The organism is Vibrio sp. 1S139 (genome assembly GCF_041439475.1).
GTDB classification, from domain to species: Bacteria; Pseudomonadota; Gammaproteobacteria; order Enterobacterales; family Vibrionaceae; genus Vibrio; species Vibrio crassostreae_C.
Genome location: NZ_JBGOOD010000030.1, coordinates 1 through 18,548 on the forward strand (window position 1 = coordinate 1; position 18,548 = coordinate 18,548).

Below are 18,548 nucleotides of genomic sequence, written 5' to 3' on the forward strand. Positions count from 1 at the left end.
GTCCATGATTTTCTGCCAACCGTGAAATTGCCACTGGCCTTTACGATTGAGAAAATACTTATGAACAACCCAGTCTTTGGACTTGGTTGGATGACGTCTAACTGCCCAGTGCCATAACGCTTGGAATAGTTTGTGGCCGACATACCCGAATACTTGTTTAGCAACACAGTGGCGATAGTAATTCGCCCACCCTCTAAGTTTCGGATTTATCAACTTGATAAGATCGTTAACAGGGATGGTTGCGTGCTTTTTAATAAGTTCACGTAGATTTCTAAGGAATAACAGCGTGTTAGATTTGCTCGGTTTAATGAGCAATTTCCCTTTGTACTTCCTGTGATTGAAACCCAGAAAGTCAAAGCCATCATCAATATGAGTGACCTTCGTTTTCTCTTCGGAGAGGGTTAACCCTCTTTCTGCCAGAAAGTCAGCAATCAACGGTTTGATATCGTTCACTAGCACTTCCTTTGAAGAGCAGGTGACCACGAAATCATCCGCATAACCAATAAAGTTGGCCCTAGCACCCATTTTCAGAGCTGTAGATTTTATTTGTTGCTCTATTCCCGCGAGAGTCATTAGCATCAAGGTTGGAGATATTATTCCACCTTGAGGTGTACCCTCATCGGTATCATAGAACAGACCCTTATCCACATAGCCAGACTGTAACCATTGCTCTAACATACGTTTATCTACCGTGATATTGTCCATAAGCCATTGATGCCCGATTTTGTCGAAGCAAGCCTTAATATCTCCCTCAAGAACCCATTTCGCTGATCGCTTTAGAGCCAAACATTTGAAACACTGACTGACGGCGTCAGCCGTACTGCGATTTGGCCTAAACCCATAGCTATTGAGGTCGGCAAGCGTTTCGGACACTGGTTCTAATGCTAGAAGGTGGAGGGCTTGTTGCGCTCTATCAATCATGCATGGAATACCCAATGGCCTGAGCTTACCGTTCTTTTTGGGGATGTAGATACGTTTGAGTGGTTTTGCAGAGTAAGCCTTGCGGCTCAGTTGATTGACTGCTTTCATACGGCGTACATCTGTGTTCCAGGTGACACCGTCTATTCCAGACGTTTTACTGCCTTTATTCTGAGAGACTCGCTTAACCGCAAGAAGCTTGGCTGAGCGAGAATGAGTCAAGAGCCACTGTAAGGACTTCACCTTACCGTATTTCTTTTCTCTCGTTGCTTTTGCGATACGCATTTGAAGCTTCAATACGTGTGCTTCAACGGATTTCCAGTCGATGGACTGCCATTGAGCGCCGTCAGAAGATGCACTAATCTCTTTCGAGATCACCATTTGCTTTTCTCCTTGAATAAAGTTCTTCAAATTCTCTCGCAATGGGAGACCAGTCGGAAGTGGGCTCACTTTCGTGATCAGACATAAGTCTGTATCTGCATCATTACAATGCAGCTTTCGCTTTTTCCGACCTCCTATACCTGCATCACTATCGGCCACAAAGGCTTTCCCAAAGGGAGTGATACAGGCTTACCCTGTTCCGTATGTTACGTAAAATGTCAGCTTAGATGCCCACTATAGTGCGGAGAGTACGGCGACCACGAAAAAGTACTGTCCAACCTCTTTCCAACTCTCATTGCCTTTTGGCCACAGCGTATTAACCACTTCCGCTGCTTCATCATATAACGCACCTTGAATGGATTCACATACGTTCATCATACTGACTACCTAGCACTTACCCGAATTGTGGTTTTCAGGAGGAACGTCCTCTCACGATTCTTTTCCCACTCAGCCCAACGGCCAAGTTTCGTTACATTGTCCGAGCCGCTGCTTTATTCAGGCTCGTAGGTTCATCTGGTGATACAGATGGTTCACTCGTTAAGCGGTGAACAACGCTTCATACGACCTCAGGTCGCACGAAAAGTAATAAGTTACTAAGTAAAAACAAAAACGCCGAACATAAGTTCGGCGTTTACAACCTTCTGGTGTGGCTTTCAGCTAATGCAGCTTTGAGCTCATGCTATACGCTAAATGATGCACCACAACCACATGTTGTTGTCGCGTTCGGGTTGTTCACAAAGAAACGAGCGCCTTCTAGGCCTTCTGTGTAATCAACCATGCCGCCCATTAAGTACTGTAGGCTCATTGGGTCAACAACCAGCGTTACACCGCTGTTTACAATCGTAGTGTCGCCATCATTTACTTTTTCATCAAATGTGAAGCCGTATTGGAAACCGCTACAACCACCACCTGTAATGTATACACGCAGTTTTAGTTCTGGGTTTTCTTCTTCAGCAATTAGCGTTTGTACGCGGGTAGCTGCTGCATCAGAAAAAGACAATGGGATATTTACTTCGCTCACGACAACCTCTCTTACCTGTGTCAAAAACAACATGATACAAATCTAATTCGAGACCAGTGTTGTTGAGTATTTTCTTATATTCAGGTGATTATCTAATACCTGACTGAAACGTTCAAGTATTCACCACCGGATCGGTCCTTTTACTGCTGTAAACTCGCCAATATCTAACAATTAAAACGTGTAACCACACAAAACAACCAGATTCGGGTGATTATCTGGGCGAAAGCATTCCTAGTTGGATTAGGGATAGGTACAATGCGTGCCAATTGGTCCGACAGTCAAAAGAGGATATATCAATGACCAAATCAGCAGAGCTGTACGAAAAAGCACAACAAACTATTCCTGGTGGCGTAAACTCTCCAGTTCGTGCATTCAATGGCGTAGGTGGTTCTCCAATCTTCGTTGAACGCGCTGATGGCCCACTTATTTTTGATGCTGATGGTAAAGCGTATATCGATTACGTTGGCTCTTGGGGCCCAATGATCCTTGGTCACAACCACGCTGTTATTCGTGATGCTGTGATTGCAGCAGCTCAACGCGGTCTTAGCTTCGGAGCTCCAACCGAAACTGAAATCAAAATGGCTGAACTTGTCTCTGAGATGGTTCCATCAATGGAACAGCTACGTATGGTTAGCTCAGGTACAGAAGCAACAATGAGTGCGATTCGTCTAGCTCGTGGCTTCACTGGTCGTGACAAAATTCTTAAGTTTGAAGGCTGCTACCACGGCCACGCAGACAGCCTACTTGTAAAAGCTGGTTCTGGCGCGCTGACTTTAGGTCAACCAAGCTCTCCTGGCGTACCGGCTGATTTTGCTAAGCTCACACTAACGGCAACATTCAACAACCTAGATTCAGTACGTGAAATCTTTGCAGCAAACAAAGGCGAGATCGCTTGTATCATCGTTGAGCCAGTCGCGGGTAACATGAACTGTATCCCTCCTGTAGAAGGCTTCCACGAAGGTCTACGTGAAATCTGTGACCAAGAAGGTGCATTGCTAATCTTTGATGAAGTAATGACAGGTTTCCGCGTTGCTGAAGGTTGCGCTCAGGCTTACTACAACATCAAGCCAGACCTAACGTGTCTTGGTAAAGTGATCGGCGGCGGCATGCCTGTGGGCGCTTTCGGTGGTCGTAAAGACGTGATGCAATACATCGCACCAACTGGCCCTGTTTACCAAGCGGGTACGCTTTCAGGTAACCCTGTTGCAATGGCTGCTGGCTACGCATGTTTGAACCTTCTACGAGAAGAAGGCAACGAAAAGCGTCTAGCTTCAAAAACTAAGCAGTTGGCAAAAGGCTTCAAGCAACTTGCTGACAAGCACGGCATCCCAATGCTAGTTCACCAAGTTGGCGGCATGTTTGGTTTCTTCTTCACTGACCAAGAAACTGTGACGTGCTACGAAGATGTAACTAAGTGTGATGTAGAACGCTTCAAGCGCTTCTTCCACCTAATGTTAGATCACGGTGTTTACCTTGCACCTTCAGCATTCGAAGCAAGCTTTACTTCTCTTGCTCATGGTTCAAAAGAACTTGATGCAACACTAGAAGCTGCTGACCGCTCTCTTGCGATCATTGCTGCTGAAAGCAAATAATCGAAAGCACTTTATAAGTCGCTAACCGATTGAATTTAGGGCTGCATTAAATGCAGCCCTTTTTTATATATCGCGCTCAACAGCCACAAATATGACAGCTTATTTAGCCGTCGACTAAGGCTAAAGCTGAACCAAAAGCATTAACGTTCCCAGAAAAGGAAAACCAACAACATCAAGGTACCAAGGAACATTCTGAACCAAGGGATCTCTTTTTTTGTTTGCTGTTCTTCGTCTTGGCATTTCTTATCTTTATTACAGCATCCCATTATCAAAACTCCTCATTGCTAACTCTCTGTTTTGCAGCCATTATAAACTCAGAACGCAAATATAGAGACCATTACCGTGTCAGAAAAACTCAAAATCAATACCAGCCACTGGGTGATCATCATCGCCCTACTCGCGGCGGCTTATGCTTGTTACTTGCTTATCGAGCCATACGTTAACTCTATCGTGATGGCCTTTATCATTTCACTATTGATGTTCCCAATCCATGAGTGGCTTGAAAAAAAGCTACCGAATAAAGAAAACATCGTCTCTCTGCTGTCTTGTGTGATTCTGACTTTCATTATTGTTATCCCTTTATTGGCAGTATTCGCAGCAATTGTTCAGCAAGGTTCTCTGTTCTCTCAGAATACTTACCAATGGGTGACCCACGGTGGCATTCAGACTCTGTTTGCTCACCCGTTAGTGGTCAAAGCGCTGTCATTTGTGAATAACTACCTGCCTTTCGACAACATTGAGCCCCAAGCCATCGCACAAAAAGTCGGTGAGTTTGCGACCAGCTTTGGTTCTAAGCTAGTTGGTATCAGTGCGAAAATCTTAGGTGACGCGACCAATTTCTTGATGGATTTCTTCTTGATGTTGTTCGTTTTGTTCTTCTTATTAAGAGATCACGACAAAATCATCAGTGTGGTTCGTCATATTCTGCCGCTGTCTCGTAGCCAAGAAGACAAACTTCTAACAGAGATAGAGCAAGTATCTAAATCAGCAGTAATGGGCTCATTCTTAACCGCAATCGCACAAGGTTTTGCCGGCGGTTTAGGTATGTGGATTGCTGGTTTCCCAGGTCTATTCTGGGGCACAATGATGGGCTTTGCCTCTTTCATCCCAGTAGTGGGTACTGCATTAATCTGGATCCCAGCAGCAACCTACTTGTTCCTAACTGGTGATACCACGTGGGCGATTTTCCTAACGGTTTACTGTGTAGCGATTGTTGGTTCAATTGATAACCTGCTACGTCCGCTGCTGATGCAAGGCAGTGCAGGCATGAATACCCTGATGATCTTCTTCTCACTATTGGGTGGTATTCAACTGTTTGGCCTAATTGGTCTTATCTACGGACCATTGATTTTTGCGATTACCATTGTCCTATTCAACATCTACGATGAAGAGTTTAAGGACTTTTTAAACCAGCAAGACAAGAGTTAACGAACTTGACGTCAACTTGATTGGCGAACGAGTATTAAACACTTCAAGCTTTGGGCGGATTATGCGAAAATCCGCCCTCATTTTTTGCTAACGATTCAACAGAGTGTCCTATGTCAGCTTATATTGCCCCAAGCCAGATTGCTCAACGCCAACTCGCCTACTTTGAAGGCAAACATGTTTTAGTTGCCGGTGAGGCAGAAGACTTGTTCCCTGTTGAGTTAGCGAAGCATTGTGAATCTGTCTCTGTGTTTACTTCTAATTACAGCTACTACCGTCAACTGGAGGGTTGCAACACCATCCAACGTTTTTACGGGGCTGAGTTTACCGAAGAGACCAAAGCCGACTTAGTGATGCTGTACTGGCCAAAAGCCAAAGCAGAAGCGGAATTTCTGTTGGCGATGCTATTTGCCAAGCTAGGTAAAGATACCGAGATCGTCGTGGTTGGTGAAAACCGTTCAGGCGTGAAAAGCATCGAGAAGATGTTTGCTCCTTACGGCAAAGTTGTTAAATACGATTCAGCGCGTCGTTGCTCTTTCTACTGGGGTCAATGCTTCGATCAACCACAAGCGTTCAACCTGCAAGACTGGTTTAAGACCTACACGGTTAACATTGATGAACAACCTCTGACGGTAAAAAGCCTTCCTGGCGTCTTCAGTCACGGTCAATTCGATGTCGGTAGCCAACTTCTGTTGGATACTCTGCCAAAACTAAAAGGCAAGGTACTGGATTTTGGTTGTGGTGCAGGCGTCTTAGGCGCGGTCATGGCATCTCGTAATCCTGATATCGAGCTAGAAATGTGCGACATCAGTGCATTTGCCGTGGCATCAAGCCAAGCAACGCTAGAAGCGAATGGTTTAACGGGTAAAGTCTTCGCATCCGATGTCTATTCTGATACTGCAGAAGACTATCAGTTCATCATCAGTAACCCACCATTCCATTCAGGTTTAGACACTAGCTACAGCGCGACTGAGACCTTACTTTCTCAGGCTCCTAAGCATTTGAAGCGTTCTGGTGAGATGATTATTGTTGCGAATAGTTTCTTAAAATACATTCCAATTATTGAACAAGCGTTTGGAAAATGCGCGACTCTAAATAAGACCACTAAATTCGCGATCTATCACGCAAACAAATAACCTCTCTAGCACAGCGCAGGGTCATTATCTGCGCTGTCTGTTCATATTTTTGTCAAAACTCTATAAAAATGAGCTTTTGCACACGCTTTAAATACCACTTACTTGTCAAAGTAAAAAAACTCGTTAATTTCGTTAAATTGGAACCCGTTAATTCTATTCTCTGTACTTGTTTTCGCCCCTTTTAGCAGTACATCAAAGGAAAGTAGTACCCAATTTATGTTTAGATTCTATCGTAAGCAAAAGTTTAAGCGCCTTCAAAATACCCTAATGCTGGCATTTCTTGTCCTCAGTATTACCCCTGTGACACTTATCGCGATATTTTTCCTCCAATCGCACAGTCAGGATCTCCAGGAACAAAGCACCTCACACCTTGTTTCGGTTCGTGATACTAAGCAGCAGCAAATTGTCGATTACCTACAAGCTCAAGAATCCCAAGTGATGGGCTTTGTTCGCTCAGAATTGGCCAATGCCAGTGGCGGGCGATTTTATGGTTTGATCAATGCATTTCAACGATTGGGGTTAGATATTGACGAGGCACGCAGTAATGCACAGCAGCGCTATATTCAAGGCTCTGGCGATCAAATCAAAACGTCGATCCTCCCTGAATCCAGCAGCTTTATTGGCAGCGAGCGTTATCGCCTGCTCCACAAGCGCTACCATAATGCTTACCTAGAACTGCTTAAACGCTCTGATTTTGACGATATTCTCTTAGTTGATATCAACGGTAACGTCGCTTATTCCGTCTTTAAAAATGACGATTACGGCACCAATCTGCTGACAGGAAAATACAAGGACTCCAACCTAGGTATTACCTTTCAACGACTAGCCAAAGACGTAACCGACCGACGCAAATCTAACGAAGATTACACGCCGGTTATCGTTTCTGACTTTAAAGACGAGAATGGCAAACAGACCGCATGGCTAGGCGCACCTATCGTTCAACAAGGCTACCTACACAGTTACGCGATGTTTAGGCTACCAATCAACGGCATTACTAAGTTGATTGCGGATCTCAACAAGAGTTCGAATATTCAAACGCTGCTTGTAGGTGATGATCACCTGCCGCGTAGCCTTGCTCATTCACAAGAATCTATCAACTTGAGCCTAGATGTTGTCGATAAAGCATTGGCTGGCGAAACAGCGGTTGGCACCTTCGACAACACCCTAGATCAAGCGATCATCGCGGCATATACGCCAATTGAGCTGAAATACGCAACATGGGCTCTTGTCGTAGAGCTGCCAGAGAAAGAGGCGTTTGCCCGTATTCATCAGTTAGAAAAGATCTTCGTGATCGTGATGCTAACGGCGATCATTCTGGTAGTCGTTGCATCGCACTATCTGTCTAACTTCATCACATCCCCACTGCTTAAACTGACGTGGGCTGCCGAAAAAGTATCGGCGGGTGATCTCGATGAAACCATGATCAATACCGAGCGCAAAGATGAGATAGGCCGACTCGCGGTGAGCTTCGAAAGAATGCAGCGATCTATTCGTGAAAAAATGCAGCTCATCAAAAGCCAAAACGATGAGCTTGAGGACAACCTTAAGACCATTCAAAAGCAAAACGAAGAGTTACAACTGGCAAATAAACTCAAAGATGAGTTCTTAGCGACTACTTCACATGAATTGAGAACACCACTGCATGGCATGGTGGGTATCGCTGAAGCGTTGATATCTGGAGCTAACGGCCCTATTCCTGCTAATCAGAAATATCAGTTGGATATCATCATCAATAGCGGTCAGAGATTGGCGACCTTGGTTGATGATCTGCTTGATTATCACAAGATGCGCTATGGCAGCTTAGATATTAAGAAATCAGCCGTTGATTTGTCGGCAGCCACCAGCTTGGTCCTAGAGTTGTCTCATCACCTATTGGGCAATAAGCCAATCCGTATTATTAACCAAGTCCCAAGTGATTTAGGTCTGGTTTCATCGGATCCTCAACGACTTGAGCAAGTGATGTATAACTTGGTCGGCAATGCCATCAAGTACACCTCAGAAGGTAAAATTGTTATCTCTGCCAGCGTTATCGATGACAACATTCGTGTACAAGTTGTCGATACTGGCCAAGGTATACCGGCCGAGTACCTTGAGCACATCTTTGAGCCATTGATTCAAGCAGGCCAAGATGCGAGTAACTACCGCCAAGGTGCAGGGCTTGGACTATCGATCAGCCGTCAGTTGATCGAGCTAATGGGCGGTTCACTGTACGTAAGTAGCCAACCAATGCTTGGCACTACGTTTAGCTTTACCCTGCCCCTAGCGACTCAAGGTGAGCTGGACAGTTACAACGAATCAGGTCACTACTCTCACTTCCAAGCGCCTGATTTAATTGATAACAGCCAACAAGAAAACAGTGTTATCAGTGAAAACCCAGATGGCCCGTTATTGGTTATCGCCGATGATGAGCCGGTTAACCTGCGAGTATTAGACAGCTTCTTGAAGTTAGAAGGTTATCGAGTACGTACTGCATGTGATGGCCCTGAAACCATTGAACTGATTGAGAAAGAGAAGCCAGAGCTGCTTCTGCTCGACATAATGATGCCAGGAATGAGCGGCTATCAGGTTTGTGAAGCACTGCGTAAACAATATGACCATGCTCAGTTGCCAATCATCATGCTAACGGCACTCAACCAAGCAGAAGACCGTGTTCGAGGTTTCGAAGCGGGTGCCAATGACTACTTGTCTAAACCGTTCAACAAACAAGAACTGGCGGCTCGAATTACAGCACATCTATCAGCAAGCAAAGCCGAACAGAGACGCCTTGAAAACGATCAACTGCAACTCGAACTCAAACATAGAGCGATGGTTGAAGCTAACTTGCTAGAAACTCAAGGCCGCTTATTGGAGCAGCTAGAATCGGCACCTGAAGCCATCATCTGTATTCGCGATGACCAACGCATTCGTTTTGCCAACGAAGCCGCAGCGAAGCTATTCAGACGCGGACAGGAGCAACTCAAACGCTCAATGGCTGACGAGATCATTGCACCTAAATACCTTAAGGTAGAACAAGCCCACTACTGCGGTGACATTGATATCTATATAGATGACACACGTCAGCGCATACCAAGTGACATCCTTAAGCTGCCTGAAGGCTCAGGGCTCGACACCATGTATATCTTTAATGTAGGTGGTGGTGTTAACTCAAACCGAATCAATAACCTTGAAACGGCGGTTGAGGCTCTCTCTAGTTATGCCTTTGAAGGCGACAAAGATAAGTTACAGCAGCTGAAAGAGCTTGGCGGAGAATTTACTCGTCTTGCTGACAAGGCAACCGGTGAAGGTAAAAACAAGCAAGAGTTAATGCGTGAGGTACTGGTCGATGCGATGACGAATGCCATCATCTACTGGGAATCGGTGACTGGTGAAACCAAGTTTGCTTTCGCCGAGAAGAGTGGCTTGTGGCGCGTCTACTTAGACCGCAGTACGCTGCAAACTCGAACGCTAGACAAATACCTACGCGTAGAAACCCTACCGAAAACGCCTCGCTGGCGAACGGTACTGAGCTCAATCGAATTCATTCTGGAACACTGCAAAGAACAGACGCCAGAAAGAACCCATATTGAGATGCTGAGGGATAAACTTCAGAAACTACTGACCAGTTAAACCCTGAACCAACATCACGATACTTTGAATAATGGAGCCCACCTAGCGTGGGCTTTTTTGTACGCCTAATAATCACAAAAAGTAGAATCCCAACGCTTGCAACGCACTTTTTTTACGCCTTTAAACAAGGGGAAATTCACGCTAATTACTCACAGTGCGTGCTGGTAACCGTCAGTACTTTTCGTTCTATTCTCAATCATATCTGACCGTTATCTGACTCTTTGTTGCAGTTTGAGAAGCGAGTCACAACAGAACGGCAGATTTAATTTTCTAGGGAAATTTAACGTAAAACTGGCAAGTGACCGAGATCTACAATTATACCAACGTAGGGTAAGGCATTATAATAAAAAGCCTTTAAAGTTAGTGGCCACTTACAACCTGCAAGAACCTCAAAACCAAATGCGAGTCACATCACTTTAACAATTGCGTACAAAAAACCACCAAAGCAACCTATTTTGACGTTAATGACGTGGGGTTGTGTGTTTTTAACATTTTTGACGGGAAACGAGTTTGATTAATTCATCGATAAGGTGTTTTCTTACTCCTGCCAAAGGCCTACAGGCCACTCTTACCACTTCTCAGAATCAACGATGAATCTGGAGCAACGAAGAAGAGGTAGGCCTTTAACCAGAGTGTGTATCTACTAAACAATTTAGCGACAGATAACATTCAATCCATTAGTGAAATGAAAGCAAATAGTAAGGAACAGCTATGCTTGCCAATATAAAAAAAACAGCAATAGCAACAGCAATTATTGCAACTGCTACAACAGGTTTTGCATCAGTAGCAACCGCTGCAGAACGCAGTGAACTGACCGTTCACCCGAAAGAGTACACTACATTCGTACGTAACTTTAACCCGTACCTTGGTGCTACTAACCTACATACTACAACTGACTTCATGTATGAGCCGCTAGTAGTATTTAACGAAATGCACGGTAACACTCCAGTGTTCCGTCTAGCTGAAAACTTCAAGATGTCAGATGATCTGATGAGCGTTGTTTTCGACATTCGTAAGGGTGTTAAATGGTCAGACGGAGAAACTTTCTCTGCTGATGATGTTGTTTTTTCTTTCAACCTTGTAAAAGAGAAGCCAGAGCTTGACCAATCTGGTATCAACTCTTGGGTAACTTCTGTAGAAAAACTGAACGACAACCAAGTTAAGTTCACACTAACAGAAGCAAACTCAAACGTACCTTACGAGATTGCTAAAGTACCTGTAGTACCTAAGCACATCTGGAAAGACGTTAAAGATCCATCAACGTTTACCAATGAGAACCCGGTAGGTTCTGGTCCATTTACAGAAATCGATACGTTTACAGCGCAGCTATACATCCAGTGTGCAAACCCGAACTACTGGGATGCAGACAACCTAGATGTTGACTGTCTACGTGTTCCACAAATTGCGAACAACGACCAATTCCTAGGTAAAGTTGTAAACAGTGAAATGGACTGGACGTCTTCTTTCGTTCCAGATATCGATCGTACATACGCAGCAGCTAGCCCTAAACACCACTACTGGTACCCGCCAGCAGGTACACAGGCATTCATCGTTAACTTCAAGCACCCTGATGCTGCGAAGCATGAAGCATTGAGCAACGTTGACTTCCGTCGTGCTTTCTCTATGGCTCTTGACCGTCAAACTATCATCGACATCGCATTCTACGGTGGCGGTACTGTAAACGATTTCGCATCGGGTCTTGGCTACGCGTTTGAAGCTTGGTCTGATGAAAAAACTCATGACAAGTACAAAGGCTTCAACACTTACAACGCTGAAGGCGCGAAGAAGCTTCTTGCTGACGCTGGCTTCAAAGATGTAAACAAAGATGGTTTTGTTGACACTCCATCAGGCAAGTCTTTCGAACTAATGATTCAATCGCCAAACGGCTGGACTGACTTCAACAACACAGTTCAACTAGCGGTAGAACAGCTAAACGAAATCGGTATTAAAGCAAAAGCTCGTACACCTGACTTCTCTGTTTACAACCAAGCAATGCTTGAAGGTACATACGACGTAGCATACACAAACTACTTCCACGGTGCGGATCCATACACGTACTGGAACAGTGCTTACAACTCATCACTACAATCTGGTGATGGTATGCCTCGTTTCGCAATGCACTTCTACAAAAACGACAAGCTAGATGGTCTTCTAAACAGCTTCTACAAAACAGCTGATAAGAACGAGCAGCTAGACATTGCACACGGTATCCAGCAAATCATCGCTGCAGACCAAGTGACAATCCCTGTGATGTCTGGTGCTTACATGTACCAATACAACACAACTCGCTTCACTGGTTGGTGGAACGAAGAAAATCCAAAAGGCCGTCCAAACATTTGGGCTGGTATTCCAGAGCGTCTACTTCATGTACTGGACCTAAAACCAGTTAAATAAGTAATCGTTCAATCCTTGCGGCGTAACCTCTTACGCCGCTTATAAAAATCCCCACACTCTCAATTGAAAGTATGGCGCTAGTCGTCAGGGGATTTTTCGTTCCAAATTTCGCTAGGAGCGACCTGAATCCAGAAACAGGGAAACAATCTGGGTGAGTAAGGTGTGAGTTATGGGTTATTTTTTAAGACGTTTGTCATTTTATTTTGTCGCGCTATTAGTTGCTGCGACGTTAAACTTTATTATTCCAAGAGCAATGCCTGGTGACCCAGTTACCATGATGTTTGCGAACGCTTCTGTACAAGTTACTCCAGAGCGTATTGCTGCAATGAAAGAACTATTAGGCTTCGTTGATGGTGGCTACTTAGTTCAATACGTGGCGTACATGAAGAACATTCTTAGCTGGGAACTTGGTACATCAATTCAATTCTACCCACTTTCTGTAAACACACTGTTGGGTGGAGCATTCGGTTGGTCGCTTTTCTTAGCCGGCACCGCAGTTATTCTTTCTTTCTCGATTGGTTCAACCCTAGGTATTTTCGCAGCGTGGAAACGCGGCAGTAAGTACGATGCCTTCGTAACGCCAGGGATGCTGATTCTACAAGCCGTTCCTCAAGTTGTTATCGCGATGATTGCACTATTTACCTTTGCAATTGGCTTGAAGTGGTTCCCAACAGGGTATGCCTACACCGCTGGTACTATACCTGATTGGACAAGCTGGGCATTCATTAAAGATGTCGCTTACCACGCCTTCTTACCACTGTTCTGTGCTTCTGTTGTTCAAATTGGTGGCTTCCTAGTAAACATGCGTAACAACATGATCAACCTACTAGCCGAAGACTACATCACCATGGCGAAAGGCAAAGGCCTGAGCGAAAACCGAGTGGTATTCAACTACGCAGCTCGTAACGCGATGCTACCTAGTGTGACAGCCCTTTCAATGTCGCTAGGTATGGCAATCGGTGGTCAGTTAATTATCGAAATCATCTTTAACTACCCGGGTCTTGGCAGCGTACTTTTCAACGCAATTAACGCTCGTGACTACCAAGTACTGCAAGGTCAGCTGCTTATCATGACGCTATTCATGCTGTTCTTTAACCTAGTTGCAGACATGCTTTACGTTGTTCTTGACCCTCGTCTTCGTAAGGGTGGTAAATAATCATGAAAGACTTTCTAAAACTCATTTGGCGTAACCCGATGGCCCTAACAGGCGTCATCATCCTAAGTATTTTTATTCTTGGCGCGATTGCAGCTCCATTAATCACCAAACATGTACCAGACAAGCGTACAGGTAACCCACACGAATATCCTGGTTTCGTGGTGAAGTCTGCACAAACTAACCCTGATGGCTGGGTTGCTCAAAATCTAGCAGACGACCGTCGTACATTGATCATGTCTAAAAAGGCAGACCACGTACTAGGTACAACTCGTATGGGTCGTGACGTTTGGTCTCAAGTGGTATACGGCGCACGCGTATCTCTTGCTGTAGGTTTTGGTGCGGGTCTAACCGTATGTTTACTCGCAACTGTTATTGGTGTTTCTGCAGGTTACTTCGGTGGCCGTGTCGATGACGTTCTAACAGCCGCAATGAACATCATGCTGGTAATCCCTCAATACCCATTACTGTTCGTAGTAGCAGCCTTTATCGGTGAGGCAGGGCCACTCACCATAACCTTGGTTATCGGCTTTATGTCCTGGGCTTGGGGCGCCCGTGTTGTTCGCTCCCAGACCTTAGCACTGCGTGAAAAAGAGTTTGTAAAAGCCGCTGAAGTTTTGGGTGAATCTTCATTCCGCATCATCTTCGTAGAGATTCTGCCAAACCTTATCTCTATCGTTGGCGCAAGCTTCATCGGTTCGGTGATGTACGCAATCATGATGGAAGCAACCATCTCGTTCCTAGGTCTTGGTGACCCGAACACAATCAGCTGGGGCATCATGCTTTACAACGTTCAAACCTCTTCATCAATGCTGATTGGCGCTTGGTGGGAACTGCTGGCTCCTTGTATCGCACTGACACTACTTGTAACTGGCCTTGCTCTACTTAACTTCGCGGTCGATGAAATTGCTAACCCGCAACTGCGTTCTCACAAAGGCATGAAGCGTTGGAAGAAACTAGCAGCACAAGACAAAGAAGAACGTGAACCAGAACTACCACCACAAAATGCACTTTGGAGCGGAGATAAATAATCATGTCTGAACCACTAATTTCTATCCGCAACTTATGCGTGGATTACATCACAGAGTCAGGCGATGTTCGTGCGTGTAACAACGTAAGTTTCGACATCGCTCCAGGTGAAGTATTCGGCCTAGCTGGTGAATCTGGCTGTGGTAAATCAACGGTCGCTTTCTCTCTTATGCGTCTTCATAAGCCGCCCGCTTACATCAGTGGTGGTGAGGTTATCTTCAACGGTGAGAACATCCTTGAATACAGTGATGACCGTATGCAGTCGTTCCGTTGGAGCGAGATGTCGATGGTATTTCAGAGCGCGATGAACGCACTCAACCCAGTACTACCGATGGAAGAGCAGTTCTGTGACGTAATCATGCGTCACACCAACATGACTCGTGAGCAAGCTAAACAACGTGCTGAAGGTCTACTTGAAATCGTAGATATTCACCCGAGCCGATTGAGTGATTACCCTCACCAATTCTCTGGCGGCATGCGTCAGCGCTTAGTTATCGCTATCGCGTTAGCACTGAATCCAAAGCTGATCATTATGGATGAGCCGACAACCGCACTTGATGTGGTTGTGCAACGCGAAATCCTACAAAAGATCTATGCACTGAAAGAAGAGTTTGGCTTCTCGATTCTGTTCATCACCCATGACTTGTCATTGATGGTCGAGTTCTCTGACCGCATCGGCATCATGTACTCAGGTGAGCTAATCGAAGTAGCTAACTCTCAAGATATTCTAGAAAACCCTTACCACCCTTACACCAAAGGGTTGGGAAGTTCTTTCCCTCCACTGACAGGGCCAAAGACAAAGTTAGCAGGTATTCCGGGTAACCCTCTGAACCTGTTAGAGATCCCTGAAGGGTGTCGTTTCCAAGCTCGTTGTGACCGTGTACATGAAACGTGTACCAAGGTGCCAACCAAGCTGCGTTCTATCGACCCGGGACATTTGTCTAACTGCCACCTGTACGGTGACCCAATAGTACAAAGGAAGCTATAGCTTGCACGCTGACTCAGCGTGAATAACGAACAAGGCGGCTCGACCGCCTAAAAACAAGCAAAGCGAATAAGGATTCTGGAGACAATTATGAGCAAAGATTTCGGTCAATTATTGGTAGAAGGCAAGAATGTCGTAAAAGACTTCCCAATAAGCAGTACCACCATTCAAACCCCAATGATGCGTGCGATTAACGACGTGTCATTCAAGATGTACAAAAGCCGTGGCCTAGCAGTGGTTGGTGAGTCTGGTTCAGGCAAATCAACAACCGCAAAAATGATCGCAAAAATGTACGCACCTTCAGGTGGCATGATCGAATACAAAGGTCGTGATATCCAAGAGATCTCAAGCAGAAAAGATCTTATGCACTACCGTGAAGGTGTGCAGATGGTATGGCAAGACCCGTTTGGTTCATTGAACCCAACACACAATATCTTCCACCACATTGCTCGACCACTGTTGATCCACAAGAAGGTAACCCCGGGCAATAAGAGAGAACTAGAAGAACGTGTTTACGATCTTTTAGAGCAAGTGGGCCTGATCCCACCAAAAGAGACGGCGAAGAAGTACCCTCACCAACTGTCTGGCGGCCAACGTCAACGTGTCAACCTAGCCCGCAACATCGCGGTAGGTGCCGAAGTTGTACTAGCCGATGAGCCAACTTCAATGCTTGATGTATCGATTCGTGCCGGTGTTTTGAACCTGATGGAAGAGATGAAGTTCGAGAAGCAAATGTCTCTGCTTTACATCACTCACGATATCGCAACCGCTCGTTACATCGCTGAAGACCTTTCGGTGATGTACGTGGGACACATGGTGGAATGGGGCGATACCGATGACGTGATTGCTAACCCTCAGCACCCATACACCCAATTGCTTGTTTCGGCCGTTCCAGATCCTAAGAAGTCGATCCACGAGCAACTTGCAGGCAACAAAGGTGAGATTCCTCTGTGGACACCAGTATCAGCAGGCTGCCCATTTGCAGGCCGATGTACTCACGCAATGGATAAGTGCAAAGAGCAGCTACCAGGGGTTACGCAGCTCGCTGATAACCACTTTGTGCGCTGTTACCTACACGAAAGCTAAGCAATAAAACCCAAGTTAGGGTCTTCGGACCCTAACTATTTATATCCAAAACATTCAAGTACCTAGCCAATAGAAACTAGGACTGTCGGAGAATATTGATGCTGTTATTGACCAACCATATTGGCTATGAGTCCACAGGCCCGAAGCAAGCTATCCTACAAACTAAGAAAGCTCGCCTATCAAGCACTACGGCTCTACTCGTCTGTGCTGACAACCATATGACTGTCGGAAATTTTGATGTGGTTAAACAAGGCCGCGTAGCAAATTGGCATCAAGGGCAATTCTTCACTATTGATTTCAGTTCAGTCACTGAATCTGGTCGCTACTACCTACGTTTTGACAACCTGCGTTCAGAAGTATTTGAGATTGGTAGCAACCTATTAATGAACCACACGTTTTCTGATGTGCTTCATTACTTTAAGTCACAACGCTGTGGCGGTATTTTCGACAAAAAAGATCGACAAGCACAAATTCTAGGTACCGACCGATACGTCGATGTCCACGGTGGATGGTATGACGCATCAGGTGATGTCAGTAAATATTTTAGCCACCTGTCTTATGGTAACTACCTAAACCCACAACAAATTCCGATGGTCGTTTGGAACATGCTAAAAAGCGTACGCTTGACTAGCCATAACCCAGACTTCCCGAAATTCTCCATGACTCGTCTAACGGAAGAGGCTCTGTTCGGTGCCGACTTCTTAGTGCGTATGCAAGACGCTGACGGATACTTCTATATGACGGTATTCGACAAATGGAGCAAAGATATCAACCAACGCGATATCTGCGCTTATGCGACTCAAGAAGGTCATAAATCAACGGACTTACAAGCGGGCTACCGACAAGGTGCAGGTGTTGCTATCGCAGCATTAGCCGCAGCTTCTGAGCTTGAAATCTCTGGCAGCTACTCGAGCCACACATACCTTGAAATGGCGGTTAAGGGTTACTGGCATCTAAAAGAGTACAACCTCCAGTATCTAAACGATGGTGACGAGAACATCATCGATGAGTATTGCGCCCTACTCGCAGCCAATGAGCTGTATCGCGTAACACAAGACCAGCAATACCTATCAGAAGCAAGAACTTGGGCGACTCGTTTAATCTCTCGTCAGCAATCCGATGATTCATTTGAGCACTTCTGGTCGGCAAACTCTGATGGCTCTCGTCCATACTTTCACGCAGCTGAAGCCGGTCTTCCTGTGATTGCACTATGTGAATACATCGACAATGAAACCGATGCTGAATTAAAAGAGCAGGCGCGCACAGTTGTTGAACAAGCTTGTCAGTTCGAAATCAACATCACCGACAAAGTCACCAACCCATTTGGCTATCCAAGACAATACGTTAAATCTGTCGATGGTGATAAACGTGATGCCTTCTTCGTCGCTCAACAGAACGAAACCGGTTACTGGTGGCAAGGCGAGAACGCACGCCTTGGCTCACTCGCAACCATGGCTTACCTAGTTCAACCGCACATTAAAGATAGCGAACTTCAAGAGCGCTTAATCCAGCTTTCACAAAATAGCCTTGATTGGATCTTGGGCCTCAACCCATACCACATGTGCATGCTCGATGGTCATGGCCATAACAACCCAGACTACCTACCTCAGCTTGGGTTCTTCAATGCGAAAGGCGGTATCTGTAATGGCATCACAGCTGGTTTTGAAGATGAACAAGACATTGCGTTCAATCCACCAGCACAAAAAGATGACATGCTTCAAAACTGGCGCTGGGGTGAGCAATGGATCCCTCATGGTGCGTGGTTCTTATTAGCAACCGCTGCACAGTTCAACTTCTTAGCTCAGCGTAAGGAGCAATAATA

The 18,548-nt window shown here is 45.4% G+C and carries 14 protein-coding genes; 10 read left to right on the forward strand and 4 right to left on the reverse strand.

The annotated features are described in order from the left end of the window. From ltrA to erpA, 3 genes are all read right to left on the reverse strand, one after another. Positions 1 to 1,299: group II intron reverse transcriptase/maturase (gene ltrA / locus ACED46_RS11775; RefSeq protein ID WP_371721498.1), on the reverse strand; the 1,299-nt coding region annotated here is incomplete at its 3' end. Between the two features lie 234 nt (positions 1,300 to 1,533). After that, complete coding sequence (locus ACED46_RS11780; protein WP_162497971.1) at positions 1,534 to 1,677, reverse strand: hypothetical protein; 144 nt, start codon at positions 1,675 to 1,677, stop codon at positions 1,534 to 1,536. Positions 1,678 to 1,978: 301 nt separating this feature from the next. Continuing rightward, positions 1,979 to 2,320, reverse strand: a complete 342-nt coding sequence (gene erpA, locus ACED46_RS11785) for an iron-sulfur cluster insertion protein ErpA (protein WP_004734539.1) — start codon at positions 2,318 to 2,320, stop codon at positions 1,979 to 1,981. A gap of 296 nt (positions 2,321 to 2,616) precedes the next feature. Between erpA and hemL the strand changes: the two genes are divergently transcribed. Further along, a complete protein-coding gene (hemL, locus tag ACED46_RS11790; RefSeq protein ID WP_010436060.1) occupies positions 2,617 to 3,912 on the forward strand; it encodes a glutamate-1-semialdehyde 2,1-aminomutase in 1,296 nt (431 codons plus the stop codon). Positions 3,913 to 4,052: 140 nt separating this feature from the next. On the opposite strand, the gene ACED46_RS11795 is transcribed toward hemL, so the two are convergent. Then, a complete protein-coding gene (locus ACED46_RS11795; protein ID WP_004734537.1) occupies positions 4,053 to 4,178 on the reverse strand; it encodes a hypothetical protein in 126 nt (41 codons plus the stop codon). Between the two features lie 76 nt (positions 4,179 to 4,254). On the opposite strand from ACED46_RS11795, the gene ACED46_RS11800 reads away from it, so the two are divergent. The 9 genes from ACED46_RS11800 (at position 4,255) to ACED46_RS11840 (ending at position 18,546) form a co-directional block, all read left to right on the forward strand. Next, complete coding sequence (locus tag ACED46_RS11800) at positions 4,255 to 5,340, forward strand: AI-2E family transporter (RefSeq protein ID WP_004734536.1); 1,086 nt, start codon at positions 4,255 to 4,257, stop codon at positions 5,338 to 5,340. A gap of 110 nt (positions 5,341 to 5,450) precedes the next feature. Next, positions 5,451 to 6,473, forward strand: coding sequence for a 16S rRNA (guanine(1207)-N(2))-methyltransferase RsmC (rsmC, locus tag ACED46_RS11805; RefSeq protein ID WP_136981637.1), 1,023 nt, complete (start codon positions 5,451 to 5,453; stop codon positions 6,471 to 6,473). A 216-nt stretch (positions 6,474 to 6,689) separates the two neighbouring features. Then, positions 6,690 to 10,079, forward strand: coding sequence for a response regulator (locus tag ACED46_RS11810; RefSeq protein WP_017059408.1), 3,390 nt, complete (start codon positions 6,690 to 6,692; stop codon positions 10,077 to 10,079). 711 nt (positions 10,080 to 10,790) lie between these two features. Further along, the gene (locus tag ACED46_RS11815) at positions 10,791 to 12,473 is read left to right on the forward strand and encodes an ABC transporter substrate-binding protein (RefSeq protein ID WP_017056650.1); all 1,683 of its coding nucleotides are present in this window, start codon (positions 10,791 to 10,793) and stop codon (positions 12,471 to 12,473) included. A 169-nt stretch (positions 12,474 to 12,642) separates the two neighbouring features. Then, entirely contained in the window at positions 12,643 to 13,629 is a 987-nt protein-coding gene (locus ACED46_RS11820) for an ABC transporter permease (RefSeq protein WP_371721499.1), read from the forward strand. Between the two features lie 2 nt (positions 13,630 to 13,631). Continuing rightward, positions 13,632 to 14,657 carry an ABC transporter permease gene (locus ACED46_RS11825; RefSeq protein ID WP_017056648.1) on the forward strand — a complete coding sequence of 342 codons (1,026 nt, stop codon included), beginning with the start codon at positions 13,632 to 13,634 and terminating at the stop codon, positions 14,655 to 14,657. Between the two features lie 2 nt (positions 14,658 to 14,659). Further along, positions 14,660 to 15,643, forward strand: a complete 984-nt coding sequence (locus ACED46_RS11830) for an ABC transporter ATP-binding protein (RefSeq protein WP_048605693.1) — start codon at positions 14,660 to 14,662, stop codon at positions 15,641 to 15,643. 87 nt (positions 15,644 to 15,730) lie between these two features. After that, a complete protein-coding gene (locus ACED46_RS11835; protein ID WP_136973785.1) occupies positions 15,731 to 16,726 on the forward strand; it encodes an ABC transporter ATP-binding protein in 996 nt (331 codons plus the stop codon). Positions 16,727 to 16,824: 98 nt separating this feature from the next. After that, on the forward strand, positions 16,825 to 18,546 hold the full coding sequence (locus tag ACED46_RS11840) for a glycoside hydrolase family 9 protein (RefSeq protein WP_371721500.1): 1,722 nt from the start codon (positions 16,825 to 16,827) through the stop codon (positions 18,544 to 18,546). Positions 18,547 to 18,548: the final 2 nt, after the last annotated feature.

Bases quoted from the DNA above. Each gene is read 5' to 3' on its own strand.
- ACED46_RS11795 (WP_004734537.1), bottom strand. From the start codon at position 4,178: ATGGGATGCTGTAATAAAGATAAGAAATGCCAAGACGAAGAACAGCAA.
- rsmC (WP_136981637.1), top strand. From the start codon at position 5,451: ATGTCAGCTTATATTGCCCCAAGCCAGATTGCTCAACGCCAACTCGCC.
- ACED46_RS11830 (WP_048605693.1), top strand. From the start codon at position 14,660: ATGTCTGAACCACTAATTTCTATCCGCAACTTATGCGTGGATTACATC.
- ACED46_RS11820 (WP_371721499.1), top strand. From the start codon at position 12,643: ATGGGTTATTTTTTAAGACGTTTGTCATTTTATTTTGTCGCGCTATTA.
- ACED46_RS11835 (WP_136973785.1), top strand. From the start codon at position 15,731: ATGAGCAAAGATTTCGGTCAATTATTGGTAGAAGGCAAGAATGTCGTA.
- ACED46_RS11825 (WP_017056648.1), top strand. From the start codon at position 13,632: ATGAAAGACTTTCTAAAACTCATTTGGCGTAACCCGATGGCCCTAACA.
- hemL (WP_010436060.1), top strand. From the start codon at position 2,617: ATGACCAAATCAGCAGAGCTGTACGAAAAAGCACAACAAACTATTCCT.
- ACED46_RS11840 (WP_371721500.1), top strand. From the start codon at position 16,825: ATGCTGTTATTGACCAACCATATTGGCTATGAGTCCACAGGCCCGAAG.
- ACED46_RS11810 (WP_017059408.1), top strand. From the start codon at position 6,690: ATGTTTAGATTCTATCGTAAGCAAAAGTTTAAGCGCCTTCAAAATACC.
- ACED46_RS11780 (WP_162497971.1), bottom strand. From the start codon at position 1,677: ATGATGAACGTATGTGAATCCATTCAAGGTGCGTTATATGATGAAGCA.
- ACED46_RS11815 (WP_017056650.1), top strand. From the start codon at position 10,791: ATGCTTGCCAATATAAAAAAAACAGCAATAGCAACAGCAATTATTGCA.